At 60.9% G+C, this 19,162-nt stretch carries 12 protein-coding genes and 5 tRNA genes; 7 read left to right on the forward strand and 10 right to left on the reverse strand.

The features are described 5' to 3' along the window. Positions 1–10: 10 nt before the first annotated feature. The 3 genes from A0O30_RS01790 (at position 11) to A0O30_RS01805 (ending at position 9,004) form a co-directional block, all read left to right on the forward strand. A complete protein-coding gene (locus A0O30_RS01790; RefSeq protein ID WP_105945383.1) occupies positions 11–5,140 on the forward strand; it encodes an RHS repeat domain-containing protein in 5,130 nt (1,709 codons plus the stop codon). 232 nt (positions 5,141–5,372) lie between these two features. Then, the gene (locus A0O30_RS01800; RefSeq protein ID WP_177410242.1) at positions 5,373–7,934 is read left to right on the forward strand and encodes a fimbria/pilus outer membrane usher protein; all 2,562 of its coding nucleotides are present in this window, start codon (positions 5,373–5,375) and stop codon (positions 7,932–7,934) included. After that, a complete protein-coding gene (locus A0O30_RS01805) occupies positions 7,931–9,004 on the forward strand; it encodes a fimbrial protein (protein ID WP_105945386.1) in 1,074 nt (357 codons plus the stop codon). Before A0O30_RS01800 ends, A0O30_RS01805 begins: the two co-directional genes overlap by 4 nt. 107 nt (positions 9,005–9,111) lie before the next feature. Here the strand turns inward: A0O30_RS01805 and A0O30_RS01810 are convergent. The 5 genes from A0O30_RS01810 to A0O30_RS01830 form a co-directional block, all read right to left on the reverse strand. Then, positions 9,112–9,187 (reverse strand) — tRNA-Gly (locus A0O30_RS01810). Between the two features lie 86 nt (positions 9,188–9,273). Next, positions 9,274–9,349: transfer RNA gene (locus A0O30_RS01815), tRNA-Gly, on the reverse strand. Between the two features lie 3 nt (positions 9,350–9,352). Continuing rightward, positions 9,353–9,428: transfer RNA gene (locus tag A0O30_RS01820), tRNA-Glu, on the reverse strand. Positions 9,429–9,519: 91 nt separating this feature from the next. After that, positions 9,520–9,595: transfer RNA gene (locus A0O30_RS01825), tRNA-Gly, on the reverse strand. A 4-nt stretch (positions 9,596–9,599) separates the two neighbouring features. After that, a tRNA-Glu gene (locus A0O30_RS01830) sits at positions 9,600–9,675 on the reverse strand. Between the two features lie 273 nt (positions 9,676–9,948). Between A0O30_RS01830 and A0O30_RS01835 the strand changes: the two genes are divergently transcribed. Further along, positions 9,949–10,716 carry a hypothetical protein gene (locus tag A0O30_RS01835; protein WP_019099435.1) on the forward strand — a complete coding sequence of 256 codons (768 nt, stop codon included), beginning with the start codon at positions 9,949–9,951 and terminating at the stop codon, positions 10,714–10,716. Positions 10,717–10,852: 136 nt separating this feature from the next. On the opposite strand, the gene A0O30_RS01845 is transcribed toward A0O30_RS01835, so the two are convergent. Both A0O30_RS01845 and A0O30_RS01850 read right to left on the reverse strand, forming a co-directional pair. Then, positions 10,853–11,335, reverse strand: coding sequence for a GAF domain-containing protein (locus A0O30_RS01845; protein ID WP_060498725.1), 483 nt, complete (start codon positions 11,333–11,335; stop codon positions 10,853–10,855). Next, the gene (locus A0O30_RS01850) at positions 11,336–12,223 is read right to left on the reverse strand and encodes an ATP-binding protein (RefSeq protein WP_019099437.1); all 888 of its coding nucleotides are present in this window, start codon (positions 12,221–12,223) and stop codon (positions 11,336–11,338) included. A gap of 76 nt (positions 12,224–12,299) precedes the next feature. Here A0O30_RS01850 and A0O30_RS01855 point away from each other — a divergent pair, with 76 nt between their 5' ends. Continuing rightward, positions 12,300–14,657, forward strand: coding sequence for a response regulator (locus A0O30_RS01855; RefSeq protein WP_105945387.1), 2,358 nt, complete (start codon positions 12,300–12,302; stop codon positions 14,655–14,657). Here A0O30_RS01855 and A0O30_RS01860 read toward each other — a convergent pair. Further along, positions 14,647–15,135, reverse strand: a complete 489-nt coding sequence (locus A0O30_RS01860; RefSeq protein WP_060498722.1) for a glutathione peroxidase — start codon at positions 15,133–15,135, stop codon at positions 14,647–14,649. The genes A0O30_RS01855 and A0O30_RS01860 overlap by 11 nt on opposite strands. A 13-nt stretch (positions 15,136–15,148) precedes the next feature. Then, entirely contained in the window at positions 15,149–15,544 is a 396-nt protein-coding gene (msrB, locus tag A0O30_RS01865) for a peptide-methionine (R)-S-oxide reductase MsrB (RefSeq protein WP_016715103.1), read from the reverse strand. A gap of 167 nt (positions 15,545–15,711) precedes the next feature. On the opposite strand from msrB, the gene A0O30_RS01870 reads away from it, so the two are divergent. After that, on the forward strand, positions 15,712–16,923 hold the full coding sequence (locus A0O30_RS01870) for a pyridoxal phosphate-dependent aminotransferase (RefSeq protein WP_016715102.1): 1,212 nt from the start codon (positions 15,712–15,714) through the stop codon (positions 16,921–16,923). 503 nt (positions 16,924–17,426) lie between these two features. Then, positions 17,427–18,314 (forward strand): protease HtpX, encoded by an 888-nt coding sequence (gene htpX / locus A0O30_RS01875; protein ID WP_016500929.1) that lies wholly within the window; start codon positions 17,427–17,429, stop codon positions 18,312–18,314. A gap of 173 nt (positions 18,315–18,487) precedes the next feature. On the opposite strand, the gene A0O30_RS01885 is transcribed toward htpX, so the two are convergent. Then, positions 18,488–19,138 (reverse strand): thiopurine S-methyltransferase, encoded by a 651-nt coding sequence (locus A0O30_RS01885; protein ID WP_105945388.1) that lies wholly within the window; start codon positions 19,136–19,138, stop codon positions 18,488–18,490. Positions 19,139–19,162 lie beyond the last annotated feature (24 nt).

Here is a 19,162-nt window from a genome sequence, read left to right on the forward strand (position 1 = left end):
GACGCTATTCATGGCTATACAGTCCAATGCCTGTAACTTCATGAGTTACACCCAGGGTAGTGTCGACCCCCGCACGGGGCTTTACACATTTTCTATTGAAATCCCCCCCCTGAACGCCAATGACCTTCAGGGCCCGGAACTGCCTTTGAGCCTGAATTTCAACCCCTTGAACGAATCGAACGCAGGCTTCGGTATTGGCTGGTCTTTGAAACTGAGCCGATACGACCTGGACAGTGGCGTACTGGACCTGCACACGGGGGATAGTTTTGCGATCGCTGACAACGGCCCGAACGAACCTGTTGTGGTTCATGAGCGCAAATTTGACAGCTTTCATGTGGCGAATATCAGCAACGATAAAGGCAAACGTTACCGGATTGCCCATAAAGCGGGCCTGGTAGAGCTACTTGAGCCACTGAAAGCCGCCCCCCGGGTTTGCCTGCCAACCCGGGTCATGACGCCATCGGGCCACGGCATCACATTGGCCTACGACGACAGCAAAGGCCGGCTGGCTTCTATCCATGACGACAGTGGGCTAACACTGCTTACGGTAACGTTCAACGGTGACCATGAAGCCATGCTGGACCTTCATCCTGGCACTGAAGCGCATGTGTCTTTCACCCTGGCGCTCGAGGGTGAAGAACTGCGCACGTTAGTCATGCCCACCACCGACCAGCACAGCTGGACGTTTGACTATACTTCCTACGATTCCTTGCGTTGCCTGCAGAAACTGGTAAACCCACTGGGGGGTGAAGAGGAGCTGGTTTACAAAGAAAAGGGGCACCAACTACCCGGCCTGGAGCTGTTTGTCCCCTATGCAACCAGCCTTGTTGTGAAGCCCGATCGGCTTGATGAAACAACCTTCATAAAGACCGAATACGACTTTAGCAAAAATAACTTCCTGGGTTATGGCGCGTCGGGTGTAGTCTGGGATGAAAACTACAACCAGGACCACTTGTACAAATTTACCGGCAGTACATTCAACTACACATCAACCGTCAAGCACCACTACGAAGGCAAGGTACTCCGCACCGTCACGCGCACATTCAACCGCTTCCATTTGTTGGCCGAGCAAGTCACCGAAGAGTCCGGCTGTACCGAGACGTTGAAAACCGAGTACCACGAGCGCAGTGGCGGTTTTGCAGAACAGGATGAACGCCTGCAACTACCGAGCAAAATGACCAAGACCTGGACGGTTTCTGGTAATCCCGTCGACCGCCGTGACGAGTTCGTCACCTTCATTTACGACAAGGCAGGCAACCTGGAGGAGGAACGGACTGCCAGTGGCATACGCATGGTCCGCACCTATTATCCCGCCACCAAAAGTGACGGCTGCCCGGCGGACCAGGAGGGGTTCAAGCGCAACCTTGAAAGTATTACCGTTTACCCGGCTGACGATGCAGCAACCGGGAAGCCCGCTACGATCACTCGCACCCGGTACACCTACAAAGCGATGGACGTGTTGAGCGCAACAGCCTCGCTGCAGCAGGCAAGTTATTGGTTGGTTGCTGACAGCGAGGAGACCCTCGAAGTTACCCTGGAAGATGATGGCAAAGAAACCGAACAACGGTTGCGCCGGGTCGAGATGAGCCACCTGAACATGCCAGACAATGTCTTGCTGCACGGGCGCTCCGATCTAAAGACTGCCACGCTGGGCGCCTGCACGTCGAAAACCCGCTGGCATTATGAAAAAATAAACGACGAGCAGGGAAAACCAACTTACCTGAAGACCACAACCACGTTCTCGCCCCACGGCGGTACGATCGAGAAAACGTCGGCCTCTGTACACTCGTCGCTGCGTAACCGCGCCATCGAAGAGGAAGATGCCAACGGCGTGGTCACCCGTTACCGCTATGATTCACTCAACCGGCTGCTTGAACAGACCGTGGCGCCAGATGACCCGGATCATGCTGCCACAGTTGCTTATGACTATGGCCAGGTCATTGAGGACAAGCGCTCGCTCTGGTATGCCCAGATCACCGACCCCAACAAGGTCATCACCCGCGCCTATCATGACGGGCTCGAACGCTCGGTACGTGTGGAGCGCACACTGAAAGACCTGAATGACCCCAGCAAGACAATTACCCGCATAACGTCCAAAACCCAATATGACTCCATCGGGCGCGTGGCAAGCGAAACACAGTTCGATTACCTCCCCGCGCCTCCCGACAGCGACACCCCTGCAGAAACCGTGGTCGAGCTGACATCCAGCTACGCTTACGATGCCTGGGGGCAGCGCTGCGAGGTCACCCGCCCGGACCTCGTGAAAGAAATCACCGAGTTCTCGCCTTTCGGTGAGAAGGGCAACAAAACCACGATGTGGAGCGTAAGCCCCGACAAACCCGGCGACAAACAACAACTGCGCGTCGTGGAATACAACACATCCGAAAAACCCGTGTATGAGTACCTGCTGCTGCCGGTGGAAGACGAAGCAACAAAAGGCATCTCGTGGGTTGAGATCGACCGCACCGATTACACCTACGATGGGCTAAGCCGCTGCATCAAGGAAACCTTCAGCCCCGCGCAGACGCGCAAGCAGAAACCGTTGGTCACCGAGTACACCTACGATAACTGGGGGCGCATGTGCGAAACCGTTCGGGCAGACGGCAGCAAACTCCTGCGTACCTTCGCGGCGCACAGCGTCAGCGAGTTGACTACCCTGCTGGAAATGCTTGATACCCGCGGTGATCCGGCGCAGCCCGTATGCTCGCGCGAGTATGACGGGCTTGATCGCCTGACCCGCATGACCGTAGGACCGCGCGTGGAAAAATACCAGTACCGTGGGCTGACACAACTGGTCGAGAAGCGCTCCATCAGTAACAGCAAGGGCACCGACAAACGCACGCACGTCACCCATTACGAGTACAAGCCAAACCTCACCACCCAACCTTCCAAGGTGGCAGCGACGTTCGAGGATGTATCGCAGCCTCATGCGCCCGATGCGTCCAGCTTCGACTACTTCCCAAGCGATGCGCAAATTTCCTCGGCTGCCAACAGCAACGGCAACCGTACCTACAGTTACACCGACCAAGGCTACCTGGCCCATGAGTATTGGAAGGTGAACGATCAAGCGCAGTACGACATCCACAATGCGCACTCGCTGGATGGCCGGTTGATTTACCGCAAGCACAGCGACGGTATTGCCTGCCACTATGGCTACGACACACTTGGGCGGCTTCAGACCATTTCCCAGGACCAACTGGAATGCACACTCGAGTACAACAGCGAAGGGCTGCTGGAACACACGACCACCCGCGATGCCGAGCGTTATGTGCGCACAACCCAGACCTACGACCCGCTGGGCCGACAACATCGGCGTACGCTCAATGCCAACGGCGAAATCAGGGTGCTGGTGCTGAAATGGCGTGATGGCAAGAACCTTGAGTCGCGCACCCTGTACCGTGACAACGATGACGATGTAGACGCTTTCATCCGCAAGGAAGTGTTCGGTTATGACGAACTCGACCGCCTGACCACTCACGACTACGAAGGCGACTGGGACAGTGAAGAAGCAGACGGCGAACGCTGGCAGGCACTGCCGCGCAATGCAGCGGGCCGCTCGATCATTGCGCAAACGTTCGACTTCGATGCACTGGATAACCTGAGCCGCTGCCGCACTGATTTTGCCGATGGCGAACGTGATACCGCGCGCTTCACCTACGCTGAGGACTCCAGCTTCCAGTTGACCAAGGTGACCCATACCTTACTCGCAGATTACAGCGCAGAGCAGACGTTCCTTTACGATGCGCGGGGCAACATGCTCAACGACGAACAAGGGCGCAAGCTGGAATATGACAGCCATGGCCGCTTGCAGCGTGTGCTGGATGCCAACGACACCGAGTTGATGAAGTACTTGTACGATGGCCACGACCAGTTGTTCGCCGCCACGCAGGCTGGCAAGGCCCAGGTGCAAAGGCGCTATCTGGGCAATAGCCTGGACAGCACCCAAGAAAATGACCTGCTCACCCAGTACCTGTACGGTGATGGCCAGGCAGTGGGTGTGCAACGCGCGAACCAGAACGACAACCAGCTGCTGCTGACCGACACTGCCGGCAGCGTGGTTGCAGAAGTAGACAGTGATGGCACCCGCCATGCCAGCTACAGCGCGTACGGTGAACAGCCCGAAAACAATGGCTTGCGCAACCTGCTGGCGTTCAATGGTGAACTGCGTGAAGCGGGGTTGGGCTGGTACCTGCTTGGCAGCGGCTATCGTGCCTACAACCCCAACCTGATGCGCTTCCACAGCCCGGATTCGCTGCCGCCTGAGGTATCAGGCCCCAATCCTTATGTGTATGCACTGGGCAACCCGGTGAAATGGCGGGACCCTACCGGCCATAGGGTTAGTTCGGTGGCCGGTGGAGATGTACCACCGGATTACGTGGACCCACCGCCTAAAGCCAAGACGCCCATTGCAGCATGGATCGGGGTGGCGGTTGCGGCGATTGCGCTTGTGGTATCGGCCGGAATGATGGCAGTGCCTCTGGCGGCGGGCGCGGCCACGATCGCGTCGACCGCCACCCTCGTGAAAGCCTCAATCACGGTTATCGGGCAAGCTGTTGCTCTGGGTTTGCAGATAGGTGCGGCAGTTGTCTACAACAGTGACCCAGAACTTTCGAATACGCTATCGGGCATAGGGTACGGGGTTCAGGTTTTAACGGGTATGGTAGGTGGGGCATCACTCTACAAACTTTGGGGACTAGGCAAAGCGGCCAGTGCCGCTAAAGCGGCAGCTAAAGCGAGCGTTGCTGCAGCGACGAAGGGAGGCGCGCATCTGCAGGCGATCAATCGGCTTGTCGCGGCGACGAGTCAGCCAGGCTTGGGCGACATACCGACAAACCCCACAGGCATGGGTCTACAGTCAAACCCCTCCCCCAGTTTTGTTAATAGTAGTACGCAAACGGAGCTTTCAAGTTCGAGTAGATCTTCTAGCGCCAACCCACCCCTGAGGCGAGAAAATCTAGGAGCCGCTGTTTTCAGGAGCCGCAGAGGGCAAATGACAGTCAGTGAACCCCAAGTAACAATTGTTCACCATGAAGCATCTCTAATGCTGCAGCCGCCAAAGCCTCCTGCACCTACTAAATACTCCGGAGATGGAAGACTGCTTTCTGATGAATGGCATGGACTTCAACCAGGGGGAGTATAATCTGGGCTGATCACGTGCTGGGGTGTCGCCTGACACCCCAGCTCTATTCCCACTATCGAAACCACCGGCCCGTTATCAAGACTCTTCCTACAGCCCCCCTCTCCCCCCGCCCCTAATCTACCCCCGCAACACGGCCCCGTCAGCCACGCGCCTGGCGCACGCCACCCTAAGCACGCAACCAAGCCTCCCTTGCGCCTCCAGCTGCAAGCGATAACGCCCCAGGATTCCTTCCATGCCTAAGCTCCACTGGCGCAGGCCCGTGTCGTCACGCCCGCGCCCTGCCCGATTCGCGCTGCTTGGCAGCCCGCTGATCCTGCTCTTAGTCACACCCGCGCTCGCCACCCCCTCTTCGCCTCGTTTCCAGGCCGAGTTCATGCGTCAGGCACCCGGCCTGGCCAGCGACGCCGGCGCGCTGGCATTGCAGGCCCTGGCGGAACAGGAACCGTTGGCGGCCGGGCGTTACCGCGTTCAGCTACTGGTCAACCACACACCGCTGGACGCACGCGAAGTGGACATTCGCAACAACGACGGCCAAGGTTTGCAAGCCTGCCTGACGGGTGACCTGCTGCGCGACCTGGGCCTGCGTGAGCAAGCGCTGGAAGCGCCCCTGCCCAACAACGATCGCTGCCTGGACCTGGCCGCTTTGGTACCCCACGCCTACGCCGACTTCGACCCGTCGAACCTGCGCTTGTCGGTGTCCATCCCACAGATAGCGCTACACCGACAACCGTCCGACACGATCGCCGAATCGCGATGGGACGCCGGCATCAATGCCGCCTTCATCAACTACCAGGCGTCCACGCAACATTACCAAAGCCACAACGGCCGCAACCGCAGTAGCCACGACCTGTACCTCAACAGCGGCATCAACATCGCAGGCTGGCGACTGCGCAGCAACCAGGCGCTGCGCGACAATGCCGATGGCCAGACCGACTGGAGCCGCAGCGACACCTATGCGCAGCGTGATATCCCTGGGTTGCGCGCCAACCTCACACTGGGTGAAACCTTCACCGGTGGCGAGGTGTTTCGCAGCGTCCCGTTCATCGGCGCACAGGTGGCATCCGACCTGGACATGCACTCCGATACCGAGCAGCAATATGCCCCGGTCATACGCGGCGTAGCCCAGACGCGCGCCAAGCTCGAAGTGCTGCACAATGGCTACCCCATCTATTCCACCTACGTCGCCCCCGGCCCCTATGCCATCGACGACCTCAATGTCGGCGCTGGCCACGGCGAACTGGAGGTGATCCTGACCGAGGCCGATGGCCAGGTGCGGCGCTTCACCCAACCCTACTCGTCATTGGCCAACCTGCTGCGCGAAGGCGTATGGCGCTACAGCGCCACGGTCGGCCGCTACAACGGCGCCGAAGATCTTGAGCGGCCCGTGTTCTGGCAAGCGACCCTGGCCCGTGGGGGGATCTGGGACAGTACGCTGTACGGTGGCGCGTTCGCCAGCGACTACTACCACGCCGGCGCCCTTGGCGTGGCCCGCGACTTTGCCGGCCTTGGAGCGCTGTCGCTCGATGCAACCCAGGCACGCACCGATCTGGGCGGCCTGGCCGGCCAGGTACAGGGCCACAGTTTTGCCATGCGCTATGGCAAAAGCTTCCAGACCGGCACCAACCTGCGTTTTGCCGGTTACCGCTACTCGACCGAGGGCTACCGTGATTTCGATGAAGCGGTGAAGGATCGCAACCAGTCGGACCGTTACCTGGGCAACCGCCGCAGCCGCCTGGAAGCTTCGATCTACCAGAACTTCGGTAAAAGCTCGGTGAGCCTTACGCTTTCGCAGGATGACTATTGGAACAGAAGCGGCCAGCGCCGAAATTACCAAGTGCAATACAACACACGCTGGGGTGACCTGGGCATCAACCTGTTCGCCTCCCAGGCATTGGCAGAACGTGGCGGGGACAGCCGTTTGTTTGGCCTGAGCCTTTCACTGCCACTGGACTTCGGTCAACGGCACAACACCACCTTCGACCTGCAGCACCAGGACGGGCGTAATAGCCAGCGGGCCAGCCTGAACGGCGGGCTGATGAACAACCGGCTGGGCTACCAGGTCTCGCTCAGCCATGACGAGCAGCAGCGCAGCAGCGGCGCACTGTCGCTCGCTTACCAAGGCACCAATGCCAGTTATGGCGCCGGCTACACCGAAGGCACCGATTACCGCAGCGTATCGCTCAATACCAGCGGCGCGCTGCTGGCCCACGGCGGCGGCCTGGTACTGGGCCCCTACCTGAGCGAAACCAGTGCATTGGTCCACGTGCCGGATGCTGCCGGTATCACACTGGAAAATGCACCCGCAAGCCAGGCCAACAAGGGCGGCTATCTGCTGGCACCGAACCTGCGGCCCTACCGCCTGAACCCGCTGGTACTGCGCACCGACGATTTGCCCCCCGAGTTCATCATCGACAATGCCGTGCAGCGGGTAGCACCGCGCCGAGGGGCCATCGTCAAGGCTACGTTCCCAAGCCGACAGGTCATGCGCCTGGTCCTCACCCTTCAACTGCCCGACGGCCGCCCGCTGCCGTTCGGTACACAACTGACGGATGCACAAGGGCAAGCGGTGGCCGTGGTTGGGCAAGCCGGCCAGGCACTGGTAGCCACCGAGCATCAAGGTGAGCAGCAGCTACAGGCGCAATGGCTGGACCAAGGTACCCGCGAGTGCCAGGTAATGCTGACCCCCGAGAACATCACCGCAGTCAACGGCTATCGCATTCAAACGCTGGCGTGCCACCCCCGCGAGGCCGGCACACCTTCTGAAACAAGCACGAATCAGGAAGCAGCATCATGAGCATATTCGCCCCCACAGCCTTGCGGCCTCTTGCCGTAGTGACTTGCAGCCTGGCCATCTGGCTGTCGAGCAACCCGGCGTACGCTCGGTGCGAGTGGGATGGCGGGCTGCCCACCTACATGACGTTCGAGCACGATCTGGGCAGCCTTTGGGTACCTCGTGATGCTGAAATAGGGCGAGTCATTGCCGACTTGCCATTGGCGGTGCGTAACCGTGAGGGCAGCAACCTGCAGTGCTTCTACGACGCAACCCCTCCCACCACGGCGAGCATGATACCCAGCACCGCCCTGGTGCCGGGAATACCCGTCCGCGCTCAACGTTCTGCCGATAGCGTGCTACGCACCAACGTCGATGGCATCGGTGCCATCCTTACCCTGGGGTTCCCCTATGATGGGTCTGCTCCCAATGCGTTCACCTCCGACGATGGCACGCAGAGCGTGCCCTACAGTGGCACCATGCTTACCGCTACGGGTTTCGCTGCGCCACTCGGCGTTCTGAGGGGGCGCGTGACCTTGGTCAAGACCGGGCCAATTGCCCCTGGGGAACACATTGTCGACAAGCAGATGTTCCACGGTGTCACCAATGACAGAGGCCGGGTTCTGGACTACACCCTGAAGGCGAGAGTCAAGCAAGCGCAATGCACGCTGTTGGGCAACCCCGTTAGCGCCGACCCGGTAAAGCTCGGCGACTACACCTTGGCCGACTTCACAGGCCCCGGCCCGGTCGGCACGGACACGCCATTCAGTATTCGGCTTAGTGATTGCGAGGATGACAGCGCAGCGGGTACAGCTTTTGCCCACATCGAACTGGATGGTACAAAAGGCTCCACTGTCGTGGATGCCAAGAACGGTATCTTCAGCCTTGGCTCCGGCTCTACTGCAGCGGGCTTTGGCATTCAGATCCTGCATGGCGATGGCAGGCAGCTACCCCTACAGGAAGTGGTATCGGTCAAACCCTTGCAAGTGGGGATTACTCAGCTGGACTTCAGGGCGCGATTTTACCAACTCGACCCCAAGGTAACACCTGGGTTAGCCCAAGGTGCTCTGCACTTCACCATCAGCTACCGCTGAGCACGCCCCATCGCGCCCTACCCAGCATAGGGCGCATGGACGGGGAAAAACTTCAGACATGCAAAAACGAAGAAAGGGACTTTCGTCCCTTTCTTCGTTTCTATGTTTGGAGCGGGAAACGAGACTCGAACTCGCGACCCCGACCTTGGCAAGGTCGTGCTCTACCAACTGAGCTATTCCCGCATTTTGAAACTTTTACCGCTTTCGGCGTGAAGCGCCATGAAGACCTTCACCACCACTGCACCGCATAGACGCCACAGTATTTAAACTGGAGCGGGAAACGAGACTCGAACTCGCGACCCCGACCTTGGCAAGGTCGTGCTCTACCAACTGAGCTATTCCCGCAAATGGCGTCCCCTAGGGGACTCGAACCCCTGTTACCGCCGTGAAAGGGCGGTGTCCTAGGCCACTAGACGAAGGGGACACACAACACTTTTCAGTGCACCAGACTTGAACCTCACGATTCACCCTGGATTTTCTTTTCCTGCCCCGCCGTTAAGCGTTGCCGGAGAAACTGGAGCGGGAAACGAGACTCGAACTCGCGACCCCGACCTTGGCAAGGTCGTGCTCTACCAACTGAGCTATTCCCGCAATTTGGCGTCCCCTAGGGGACTCGAACCCCTGTTACCGCCGTGAAAGGGCGGTGTCCTAGGCCACTAGACGAAGGGGACACGCTGCTGGCATCGCTGCCTGCTTTCACTCCCTGCCGCGTTTCGCTGTGTGCTTTACGCTGCAAGTGGCGCGCATTCTAGGGATGGTTCAGAGATGCGTCAACCCCTTTGTAGAAATTTATTTAAATCAATGACTTCCGGGTGGGTGGAGGTGCAGATGCGGGGCGGCTTGTCGATATAGAGAGAAGCCAGTGCCGGCATATAGCCGCTGTTCGTCCTCCGGCGAACTCACTACACTCAAAGCTGTAATTCTTCTTCAATGAGGCATTAACGGTGACACCACTTCTGATCACCCTGCTCATCGTGGCGGGCATCGCGTTGCTGATCGTGATCGGCTACCTCAACAATGTGGTCGAGAACGGCAAGATCGAACGCGTCCGGACAAGGATCGAGCTGGCCGACCGCCTGCGCCGCTGTGGCGAAATCACCGAGACCTTCCCCGGGCAGTTCATGACCCCGGCCCTCAAATTGCTGCTGACCCGCCTGGAGCTGAACCTCAACCAGCGCCAGCTGGCGGTGGACAAGCACAACCCCGAGCTGAAGGCGCGCATCGCCGAGCTGGAGGGGTTGATTGCCCAGGGCGACAAGATACCGGTGAACAACCCGCCCAACCCGATCCACACCGAGGTCAAGGCCAAGGACGTGCGCTTCTTGCTGGAGGCGATGCACAACCAGGTAACCCGCGCCGCCCAGGAAGGCTTCTTGCCAGCACCCGAGGCCAAGCACTGGGTCAAGGAAATCCGCCATATCCTGGTGCTGTTGCATATCGAGTTCTTCAACAACCTTGGCCAGCAGGCCCTGCAAAAGAACCAGCCGGGCCAGGCGCGCCTGGCGTTCGAGCGTGGCGTGCAATACCTGCGCAAGCAGCCGGAGCCGAAGGTGTATGAAGAGCAGCTGACGTACCTGGAGAAACTGCTGGCCCGGGCCAACGCCCAGGTGCTGGACCGCATGGCACCGGCGGAGGATGAGCACAACGCACTGACAGACGGGCTCAAGACCGATGAGGAAGAGACCTGGAAGAAGAAGGTGATGTACGACTAAGCCTGAATCATGCGTCGGGTTTGATGGCCCTATCGCCGGCAAGCCAGCTCCCACAGGTACTGCACAAGCCTCCAGACCTGAGACAAACCTGTGGGAGCTGGCTTGCCGGCGATAGGGCCGGTACAGGCCACAACAATCAGCAGTCAGTCAGCTCAAGGAAGATCGCCGCCAACCGCTCCAGCCCCGCCTGATCCGCCTCACTGAACCGCCCAACCTTCGGACTGTCCAGGTCCAGCACCCCGATCAACCTGCCTTCCTTCACCAACGGGATCACCAGCTCGCTGTTGGACGCGCTGTCACAGGCAATGTGCCCGGGGAACGCATGCACATCCTCCACCCGCTGGGTCTGCCGGGTGGCCGCCGCTGCCCCGCACACACCCTTGCTGAACGGAATGCGCACGCACGCCACCTGGCCCTGGAACGGCCCCAACACCAGCTCTTCGTTGCGGTTGAGGTAGAACCCCGCCCAGTTCAGGTCGTCCACCTGGTTGTACAGAAACGCCGAAAACTGCGCGGCATTGGCGATGAAGTCACGCTCGTCGGCAAACAGCGCCTGCACTTGCGCCGCCAGCAGGTTGTAGCCGTCGAGGCCGGCGCCACTGGCATTGAGGTCGATCATTTACTTTTGCTCCAGCAATTGCAGCCCGACCCAGTAGCGGGCGAACTGATAGGCACAACGGCCATTACGGTTACCGCGGCCGGTGGCCCAGCGCACGGCGAGGATGTCGAGTTCTTCTGTACGCTGCCAGGCAAGGCCCGCAGGGCGCGCCAGCTGGCCGATCCAGTGTTCGACCACATTCAGGAAGTGGTCTTGGGTAAACGGGTAGAACGACAGCCACAGGCCAAAGCGGTCAGACAAGGCGATTTTGTCTTCCACGGCTTCGCTGGGGTGCAGCTCGCCGTCCACGCGCTTCCAGTTCTCGTTGTCGCTCTCTTTCTCCGGCACCAGGTGGCGGCGGTTGGAGGTGGCGTACAGCAGCACGTTGTCCGGGGCCTGTTCCAGCGAGCCGTCAAGCACGCTTTTAAGCACCCGGTAGTCGCCCTCCCCCGCTTCGAACGACAGGTCGTCGCAGAACAGGATGAAACGTTGCGGCAGCTTCTGCAGCTGCTCGACCACCCGTGGCAGGTCGGCCAGGTGGTCGCGTTCGATTTCGATCAGGCGCAGGCCGGCGCCGGCATGTTCGGCCAGCAAGGCACGTACCAGCGACGACTTGCCAGTACCGCGCGAGCCCCACAGCAATGCGTGGTTGGCCGGCAGGCCGTTGATGAACTGGTGGGTGTTGCGGCCTAGCTGGTCGCGCTGTTTGTCGACACCGATCAGGTCGGTCAGGCGGATATCCAGGCTGACGTCCAGCGGCAGCAGGTAACCACTGCGGCCATCGCGCTGCCAGCGGGCGGCCAGGGTGACGCCCCAGTCGATATTCGGGCGCTGTGCCGGCAACAGGGGTTCGAGGCGCGCCAGTACCGATTCGGCGCGGTCCAGGAAAGCAATCAAGCGAGCGTCCATGACGACTCCTAACAAGACAGGTGAGATTTCCAGCTGAATGTGTGACAGGCCCGCCAGCTGCCGGGGCTATTCGGCTATGCTTGCGCAGCGCAAGGGACGTGAAACCGGCTCGGGACTCATGGATATCAAGTTCACCAATCGCCTGTCATACAAGCAAGCCCGGTTGACAGTCCTGGTCGGCTTCATCCTGGGAACATTGCTCAGTCTCATCCAGATCGGCATCGATTATGCCAGCGAAGACGCGTCCATCAACCGCGAAGTGCGCGCGTTGCTGCAAATCAGCCACAACCCGGCCTCGCGCATCGCCTACAACATCGACGCGGAACTGGCGCTGGAGCTGACCCGTGGCCTGCTGCAGTCGCCGGCCATCATCCGCGCGCGGCTGATCGACAACAACGAAACGGTGCTGGCCGACGTCGAGCGGCCCAGGCTGGAGGACCGCTACCGGCCACTGAGCGACTTTCTGTTCGGCGAACAGCGCCAGTTCAAGGAACGCCTGTACCTCACCCACATGCCCGAGGAATACCTCGGCACCCTGTACCTGGACGTCGACACCTACGCCTTCGGCAGCCGCTTCCTCGACCGCGCCGGAATCACCCTCCTCAACGGCTTTGCCCGCAGCCTGGTGCTGACCGGCATCCTGCTGGCGTTGTTCTACATGATGCTGACCAAGCCACTGGTGACGGTGATCGGCGCACTCAGCGGCAGCGACCCGCGCAAACCCCGGCAAACCCGCCTTGAATGCCCACATGGGCACGAACACGACGAAATCGGCGTGCTGGTGAAGGTCGCCAACCAGCAGTTCGTCAGCATGGCCACCGAGATCGAGCAACGGCGCACCGCGGAAAACCGCCTGACCCAGTACCTGAACGAGCTGGAAGACATCGTCTCGGCACGCACCAACGAGCTGAAAGCCAGCAACAGCAGCCTGAGCCTGTCCAACCAGGAGCTGGAACAGGCCCGCAGCCGCGCGCTGGACATGGCCCAGGCACGCGCCGCCTTCCTGGCCAACATGAGCCACGAAATCCGCACCCCGCTCAACGGCATGCTCGGCATGATCGCCCTGGCGCTGGACAACCCGTTGCCCAGCGAGCAACGCCAGCAACTGGCGATTGCCCACGACTCGGGCAAGGTGCTGGTGGAACTGCTGAACGATATCCTCGACCTGTCCAAGTTCGATGCCGGCCAGCTGGAGCTGGAACGCATTGCGTTCGACATGGGCTCGATGGTGGAAGACACCGCCAACCTGCTGTCGCAGAACACCGCGCAAAGCGTAGAGCTGACCTGCCTGATCGCCCGCGACTTCCCCAGCAGCGTGCTCGGCGACCCCACGCGGGTACGGCAGATCGTCAGCAACCTGCTGTCCAACGCGCTCAAGTTCACCCGCTTCGGCCGTGTCGACATACGCCTGGTGACGATCGTCGGCGGCGTGCGCCTGGAGGTACGTGATACCGGCATTGGCATCCCCGAAGAAGCCCAGGCGCGGATCTTCCAGCCATTCACCCAGGCCGGTGCCGGCATCACCCGCCAGTACGGTGGCACCGGCCTGGGCCTGGCGCTGACACGCAACCTGTGCAAGGCCATGCAAGGTCACCTGCACATTCGCTCCGAGCCGGGCTTCGGCAGCTGCTTCACGGCCGAGCTGCCACTGCCGGTGCACACCGAAGCCATCCCGCCGACACCGCTGCATGGCCGGGTGGCCGCGCTAAGTGCAGCCGGTAGCGGGCTTAATGAGCTGTTGCAGAACCTGCTGCCCGCCTGGGGCCTGACCTACCAGCGCCATGACAGCAGCGCCACGCTGGACACCACAGCGATCGACCTGCTGATCACCGACGACGTGGACCACCTGTTCGAACTGCGCCCGGCACTGAAAACGCCGATTCTGCTGGTAACCGCCTACGGCAACTTCCTGCCCAACGAGCAGTCGCTGGCCTTGGCACCCCTGCATCAACTGGCCCGGCCTTTGGCACGTAACGCCCTGTACCAGACGCTGCGCCGCACCTTGCAAGGCCATGAGCCCGAACACCCACTGGCCACCCCGGCCATTAGCCTGGAGCAAGGGCGAGCGCGGATTTTGCTGGTAGAAGACAACCCGGTGAATCAGCTCGTGGCCAAAGGCATGCTGGCCAAGCTCGGCTGCCAGGTGCAGCTGGCCACCCAGGGCGCCGAGGCCCTGGAAATGCTGGAGCAAGATGAATTCGACCTGGTACTGATGGACTGCAACATGCCGGTCATGGACGGCTATGAAGCCAGCCGGCGCATCCGCCAGAGCGGCCGCTGGCCACACCTGCCTATCGTTGCGCTCACCGCCAACGCCATGCCCGAAGAGCGCGAACGCTGCCGGGCGGCAGGCATGAGCGACTACCTGGCCAAGCCGTTCCGCCGCGAAGAGCTACTGGCCCTGGTCGACCACTGGGTGCCCTTCAACGGCTGAGCAAACGCTCGATGTCCGCTTCCAGGGCCTGCGGCTTGGTGGTGGGCGCGTAACGCGTGACCTGGCCGCTGGCGGGGTCGACCAGAAACTTGGTGAAATTCCACTTGATCTTCTGGCTACCCAGAATGCCCGGAGCGCGTTGTTTGAGCTCGACGAACAGCGGGTGGGCGCCCGGGCCGTTGACCTCGATCTTGCGAAACAGCGGAAAGCTTACGCCGAAGTTGCGCTCGCAGAACTGCGCAATGTCCCGTGCATCGCCCGGCTCCTGCTTGCCGAACTGATTGCACGGAAAGCCCAGCACCACCAGGCCGCGCGCGCGGTAGGCCTGCCACAGTTGCTCAAGGCCCTTGTACTGCGGGGTAAAGCCGCACTGGCTGGCGGTATTGACCACCAGCAGCGCCTTGCCCGGGAAGTCGCCAAGCTTCTTGTGCTCGCCGCCCAGGGTTACGCAGGGGATGTCCAGCATCGATCCAGCCATGGTCGGGCTCCGGTCAGTCGCGTGGGCGCAAGTCGATGCACACCGAGTTGATGCAGTAGCGCAGGCCGGTCGGTGGCGGGCCGTCGGGGAACACATGCCCCAGGTGCGCGTCGCAGCGGGCGCAGGTAACTTCGGTGCGGATCATGCCGTGGGAGGTGTCACGGATCTCGATCATCGCGCTGTCCTCGATCGGTGCGTAAAAGCTTGGCCAGCCGCAGCCGGAATCGAACTTGGTCTGCGCATCGAACAACGCCAGGCCGCAGCAGATGCAATGGTAGATGCCATCGCGGCGCTCGCTGTTGTACTTGCCGCTGAACGGCCGCTCGGTGCCCTTGAGGCGGCATACCTGGTACTGCTCGGGGTCGAGCATCGACCGCCATTCATCCAGGGTTTTTTCGATCTTTTTCATGCAGGAACCTCGGCAGGCTTAATTTCACCCCGCACCGTCTTTTCCGGGGCGCGGGTGGCACGTATATTAGTTGGCTTCGTGTGCCAGGCGTTCAGTCTGGCACCCGCTTCCTGCCGTTTCAAACCTTTCGGCGTGGGTGGCGTGTTTTCTCATATCGGGATCCCATCATGCAGTTCAGCAAATCGAACAAGCTCGCCAATGTCTGCTACGACATTCGCGGCCCAGTGCTCAAGCACGCCAAACGCCTGGAAGAGGAAGGCCACCGCATCCTCAAGCTGAACATCGGCAACCCGGCGCCGTTTGGCTTCGAGGCGCCGGATGAAATCCTCCAGGATGTCATCCGCAACCTGCCCACCGCGCAAGGCTACAGCGACTCCAAGGGCCTGTTCAGCGCACGCAAGGCGGTGATGCAGTACTGCCAGCAAAAGGAAATCGAAGGCGTCACCATCGAGGACATCTACCTCGGTAACGGCGTGTCCGAGCTGATCGTCATGTCGATGCAGGCGCTGCTGAACAACGGCGACGAAGTGCTGATCCCGGCGCCCGACTACCCGCTGTGGACCGCCGCCGTGAGCCTGGCCGGCGGCAAGCCGGTGCACTACCTGTGCGACGAGCAGGCCGACTGGTTCCCCGACCTTGAAGACATCAAGGCCAAGATCACCCCGAACACCAAGGCCCTGGTGATCATCAACCCGAACAACCCGACCGGCGCGGTGTACTCCAAAGCGCTGCTGCAGGGCATGCTGGAGCTGGCCCGCCAGCACAACCTGGTGGTGTTCTCCGACGAGATCTACGACAAGATCCTGTACGACGAAGCCGTGCACATCAGCACCGCCTCGCTGGCCCCCGACCTGCTGTGCCTGACCTTCAACGGCCTGTCCAAGTCGTACCGGGTGGCGGGCTTCCGTTCCGGCTGGCTGATCATCTCCGGGCCCAAGCACCACGCGCAAAGCTACATCGAAGGCATCGACATGCTGGCCAACATGCGCCTGTGCGCCAACGTGCCGGCGCAGCATGCCATCCAGACCGCGCTGGGCGGTTACCAGAGCATCAACGACCTGGTGCTGCCGCCAGGCCGTTTGCTGGAGCAGCGCAACCGCACCTACGAGCTGCTCAACGACATCCCGGGCGTGAGCTGCGTGAAGCCGATGGGGGCGCTGTATGCGTTCCCGCGTATCGACCCGAAAGTGTGCCCGATTCTCAACGACGAGAAGTTCGCGCTTGACCTGCTGCTGTCGGAAAAGCTGCTGATCGTGCAGGGTACAGCGTTCAACTGGCCGTGGCCGGACCACTTCCGCGTGGTGACCTTGCCGCGGGTGGATGACCTGGAAGCGGCGATTGGCCGGATCGGCAATTTCCTGAAGGGCTATTCGCAGTAGGGTTCGGGGGGGGGAGCGAGAGGGTTCGACGGGGGGTTGGTGGTGGCGCGGATATCGAGCGCCGCCCGCGCGGCGCATCGCGGATAAATCCGCTCCTACATTTGTTGCAACGTGGCCATGCCTGTGTGGCCATGGTTGTCAGCGGTTTGCAAGACTCAAGACATGCACCAAGGCAGGCGACCATGGCGCAACAGGTTCGGCACGTTGCAACAAATGTAGGAGCGGATTTATCCGCGATGCGCCGCGCGGGCGGCGCTCGATCTCATAGGCGCTGCAAATGTTTCGGCGAACACCTGCGGCGCTCGGTCTCACAGACGCCGCAATTCTATAGGCGAACACCATTTCTTACATCCTGCAACGCTCTATCCCACAGCCCCCGCGCCATCCTCTGCCATACTCCGCCGTACACAGTTTGAAATAGTCGCCCGATTGAATCGGCGCGGCTGGCCCCTTATATACCCCGCAGTAAGCGACAATTCATCCGTCAGGAGAACGTAACAACCATGATGCGCATTCTGTTGTTTGTGGCCACCAACCTCGCGGTGGTGCTGGTTGCAAGCATTACCCTGAGCCTGTTCGGTTTCAACGGGTTCATGGCGGCCAACGGGGTCGACCTGAACCTCAGCAGCCTGCTGGTGTTCTGCGCCGTGTTCGGCTTTGCCGGCTCCCTGGTCTCGCTGTTCATCTCCAAGTGGATGGCGAAGATGACCACCGGCACCCAGATCATCAGCCAGCCGCGCACCCGCCACGAGCAGTGGCTGCTGCAAACGGTCGAAGAGCTGTCCCGTGAAGCCGGCATCAAAATGCCCGAGGTGGGTATCTTCCCGGCGTACGAGGCCAACGCCTTCGCCACCGGCTGGAACCGCAACGACGCGCTGGTGGCCGTGTCCCAGGGCCTGCTGGAGCGCTTCTCGCCCGATGAAGTGCGTGCGGTGCTGGCCCACGAAATCGGCCACGTGGCCAACGGCGACATGGTCACCCTGGCGCTGGTGCAGGGCGTGGTGAACACCTTCGTGATGTTCTTCGCCCGCATCATCGGCAACTTCGTCGACAAGGTCATCTTCAAGAACGAAGAAGGCCAGGGCATTGCCTACTACGTGGCGACCATCGTTGCCGAGCTGATCCTGGGTATCCTGGCCAGCATGATCGTGATGTGGTTCTCGCGCCGCCGCGAATACCGCGCCGACGAAGCCGGTGCACAACTGGCCGGTACTTCCGCCATGATCGGCGCCCTGCAGCGCCTGCGCGTGGAGCAAGGCCTGCCGGTGCACATGCCTGACACCATGAAGGCCTTCGGCATCAACGGCGGCCTGAAGCACGGCCTGGCCGGGCTGCTGATGAGCCACCCGCCACTGGAAGACCGTATCGAAGCCCTGCGCCGCCGCGGTTGATCCACCTGGCAATGCAAAAAAGGGCGACTTCGGTCGCCCTTTTTTGCGTTTGCCTGTACCGGCCTCTTCGCGGGCAAGCCCGCTCCCACAGGTACTCCACAGCTTTCAAAGGCTATGCAGTACCTGTGGGAGCGGGCTTGCCCGCGAAAGGGCCGGCGAAGGCTACGCATCTGTCAGCGGATAATGCGGTACACCCGCTCCAACAAACTCGAAACCCCGGCCTGCGAAAATTTCGGGCTTTCCTGTATAAGCTCCACAGCCCCCAGCTCGTCCACCTGCCACCTGGCAAACCCCTGCCGCACCTCTTCATCCCCCACCGAAAACGGCGGCCCGTCCAGCAGCGCCTGGTCATAATCCAGCGTCACCAGCAGCCCCCGACAGCTCATCGGCAACGATGCAGACAAAGCCTCCATGTACTTCGCACGCATCTGCGGCGGCAGCGCAATCAGCGCAGCCCGATCATAAAGCCCCACGCAATCGCTAATGTCCTGCGCGCGCAATGCGAAGAAATCGCCACACCACAGCTCGACGTCACCCTGGCGCCATACCTCGAATGCGCCTTGCTGACGCACCTCGGGTTCAAGCCCATGCTCACGGAAAAAATCCTCCACCGCCCGCCGCGACAGCTCCACGCCCAACACGCGATACCCCTGCCCCGCCAGCCAGGCCAGGTCCAGGCTTTTGCCGCACAGCGGCACCAGCACGCGGCTGCCTGGCGCCAGGCCCAGTGCTGGCCAATGCGCTTGCAGATAAGGATTGACCTGCCCCTGGTGAAAACCGATCTGGTTGTCGGCCCATCGTTTGTGCCAGAACGCTGGCTCCATGGTTGCTCCTTGTTTATCGAGTAA

This window comes from Pseudomonas sp. LLC-1 (assembly GCF_002992185.1).
Lineage (GTDB): Bacteria > Pseudomonadota > Gammaproteobacteria > Pseudomonadales > Pseudomonadaceae > Aquipseudomonas > Aquipseudomonas monteilii.

Bases quoted from the DNA above. Each gene is read 5' to 3' on its own strand.
- A0O30_RS01790 (WP_105945383.1), top strand. From the start codon at position 11: ATGGCTATACAGTCCAATGCCTGTAACTTCATGAGTTACACCCAGGGT.
- A0O30_RS01800 (WP_177410242.1), top strand. From the start codon at position 5,373: ATGCCTAAGCTCCACTGGCGCAGGCCCGTGTCGTCACGCCCGCGCCCT.
- A0O30_RS01805 (WP_105945386.1), top strand. From the start codon at position 7,931: ATGAGCATATTCGCCCCCACAGCCTTGCGGCCTCTTGCCGTAGTGACT.
- A0O30_RS01845 (WP_060498725.1), bottom strand. From the start codon at position 11,335: ATGATCGACCTCAATGCCAGTGGCGCCGGCCTCGACGGCTACAACCTG.
- A0O30_RS01850 (WP_019099437.1), bottom strand. From the start codon at position 12,223: ATGGACGCTCGCTTGATTGCTTTCCTGGACCGCGCCGAATCGGTACTG.
- A0O30_RS01855 (WP_105945387.1), top strand. From the start codon at position 12,300: ATGCTTGCGCAGCGCAAGGGACGTGAAACCGGCTCGGGACTCATGGAT.
- A0O30_RS01860 (WP_060498722.1), bottom strand. From the start codon at position 15,135: ATGGCTGGATCGATGCTGGACATCCCCTGCGTAACCCTGGGCGGCGAG.
- msrB (WP_016715103.1), bottom strand. From the start codon at position 15,544: ATGAAAAAGATCGAAAAAACCCTGGATGAATGGCGGTCGATGCTCGAC.
- A0O30_RS01870 (WP_016715102.1), top strand. From the start codon at position 15,712: ATGCAGTTCAGCAAATCGAACAAGCTCGCCAATGTCTGCTACGACATT.
- htpX (WP_016500929.1), top strand. From the start codon at position 17,427: ATGATGCGCATTCTGTTGTTTGTGGCCACCAACCTCGCGGTGGTGCTG.
- A0O30_RS01885 (WP_105945388.1), bottom strand. From the start codon at position 19,138: ATGGAGCCAGCGTTCTGGCACAAACGATGGGCCGACAACCAGATCGGT.